This window comes from Nostoc foliaceum FACHB-393, from assembly GCF_014698505.1.
Lineage (GTDB): Bacteria > Cyanobacteriota > Cyanobacteriia > Cyanobacteriales > Nostocaceae > Nostoc > Nostoc foliaceum_A.
The window spans coordinates 1-1,970 of record NZ_JACJTD010000172.1 but is presented as its reverse complement, the minus strand read 5'-3'; the positions used below and the strand labels follow the sequence as shown (position 1 = coordinate 1,970).

The following is a 1,970-nucleotide window of genomic DNA, read 5'->3' as shown; positions in this document are numbered from 1 at the left end:
TCAAATGCTTGACAGAAATCATCTACGTGGCAAAACAAAACATCTAAACTAAACATAGGACAGGTGCTGGATTTAACGCTATTTTCAGCTTACTACCTGTCCTTTTCCTTATCCCGAACTCAGGTTATCTATCAATAGTATGAGCATTTCCTATATTGCAAAGAAATAATTTGATTTCTGGCGACTTTAACCAAATTTATCCCGGCAGTATTGTTTAAAAGTTTTGTGAGTAGAAAGGTAAACCCTGCAATTCTAAAAGTTGAGCTGCTTCTTCACACACTTCAGAATCTCCATCATTCATTAATGCTTGTAGTGTTTGTAAGACTAAATTTGATAAGTTTCTTAAGTCTACTAGAACTTTAGCTGCATCAAGACGTACCCAAGGATCTTCTTCTTCCAGCACTGCTAACAGGGCGAACGCACGGTATTTCTGAAACCCCTGCTGGATAAGGATCTTGACGAAAAAATAGGTTAAATTTAAAAACGCTGACTTAGAACATCGAAGTAAAACACCTATTGGTATCCAGGTACTGTGGCGAGGTTGGTTAAAATTACACGACCTCTGTGAGGGTTGGCAGCTTGCAAAAGAGACTTAACGGGAAAAGTCAGATATGGTACACGTGATAGGTTTTAACAATATTGCAAAAGATGAAAGCAGTATAAGCCTTCGTAACCAGCTATTTGTTGCACTTACCAGATCCAAAGCTTGGGTAAGCTTAAGTGGTGTAGGCGAATATCCAATGTGCGAAGAGATGCGACAAGCGATCAAAAATGGTAACACTTTCACTTTCAATTATAAAAAGCCTCTTGGACAAGTTATAGGCGAGTAAATATTGACATAGTGTTCAGAGAAGGTCTTGCCGCTCTCCTAGCTAATCCTCCCAATCAATCAACACCCCATCTACACAAGCAATCCCCCACTGCGGAAACTTCGCCAGCAATTTCTTGATCACAATCTGCAAAGCAGGGTCATCATTCCAGCATTGTTGGAGGAAGTCAAAACCAGGATTTTCTCCAACCAGAGAAGCCATCTTCAGTTTCTCCATTCGCAATAGTCTAGCTTTGGATCTAATGGCGATGTCTTCTCTACGAGACGCTCCGCGAACGGTGGTAAACAACGCCTCACTAGATTTTTGCACCTGATAATTGATTACAGATATATTCCACTGCTTCTCAAACTTGCTGATTGTTGCCCTCATGCTGGCGTAATACTTGCTGTCTAGCAAATATTGAATTACCCACAATGGGGGGCATTCTCCAACGTTTGCTCTATCCAACCATTCAAATATCTCACTTTGATTTAATGACATGGGCGCGGCGGAACAATTACCCTCATCACAGTCTTTCGGCTCAAAACCAGAGACTTGATTTTCTCCCGACAACGAAGCGGAATTATTTTGTTCTACTTCCTCCTGTGTTTGATTAGCGATGGCTACGCCCGCCGCAGGCATCGCAGAATTTAAAGATTTTTCATTTTGGGCAGCAGACGCGGCGGAACAAGTGCCTGAAGAACCAAAATCTTTCGGCTCAACACCACAATATTGATTTTCAGCCAACAACGGAGCAGCTTGACTCGGTGCATCATCCACAAGCGCTAGTGATGTACAGTCCGTTACCGCAGGTAGCTCTTCCTCCAACTCTTCCACGCCTTGAACAGACTGAGGCGACGCGACCCCCAAGGGAGCGATCGCCGCCTCCTCACAGTGCGAAATAACGGGTTGCGTGTCAGAGAAACATCTCACAATCTCTTCAAAAGAGATTGTGAGATGTTTCTGAGTAGTTCGTGAGGTTTCCTGGAACCCTTTCTCTGACTGGTCTTTACCTAAAATAGATGCTTGATTTAACAATACCATTGCCAATTCACGAGGGTTCAACGCCTGTAGAAACGGGATGAACACGACCTAAAGCAGTAAGCTTGGCAAAAATCTGGGTTAATAAAATAGGCTCAGGGATTTCGGGAAGCATTTTTA

General features: G+C 42.8%; 3 protein-coding genes. 1 reads left to right on the top strand and 2 read right to left on the bottom strand.

Going from position 1 to position 1,970, the window contains the following annotated elements:
- Window positions 1-214 precede the first annotated feature (214 nt).
- Entirely contained in the window at window positions 215-403 is a 189-nt protein-coding gene (locus H6G92_RS38690; protein WP_190902126.1) for a hypothetical protein, read from the bottom strand.
- Window positions 404-611: 208 nt separating this feature from the next.
- Here H6G92_RS38690 and H6G92_RS38685 point away from each other — a divergent pair, with 208 nt between their 5' ends.
- Window positions 612-830, top strand: coding sequence for a hypothetical protein (locus tag H6G92_RS38685; protein WP_190902124.1), 219 nt, complete (start codon window positions 612-614; stop codon window positions 828-830).
- Between the two features lie 42 nt (window positions 831-872).
- Here the strand turns inward: H6G92_RS38685 and H6G92_RS38680 are convergent, their stop codons facing one another.
- Complete coding sequence (locus tag H6G92_RS38680; RefSeq protein WP_190902128.1) at window positions 873-1,874, bottom strand: hypothetical protein; 1,002 nt, start codon at window positions 1,872-1,874, stop codon at window positions 873-875.
- Between the last annotated feature and the right edge of the window lie 96 nt (window positions 1,875-1,970).

What these genes read in the sequence shown, in the direction of transcription:
- H6G92_RS38685 (WP_190902124.1), top strand. Translation starts at nt 612, where the DNA reads ATGGTACACGTGATAGGTTTTAACAATATTGCAAAAGATGAAAGCAGT.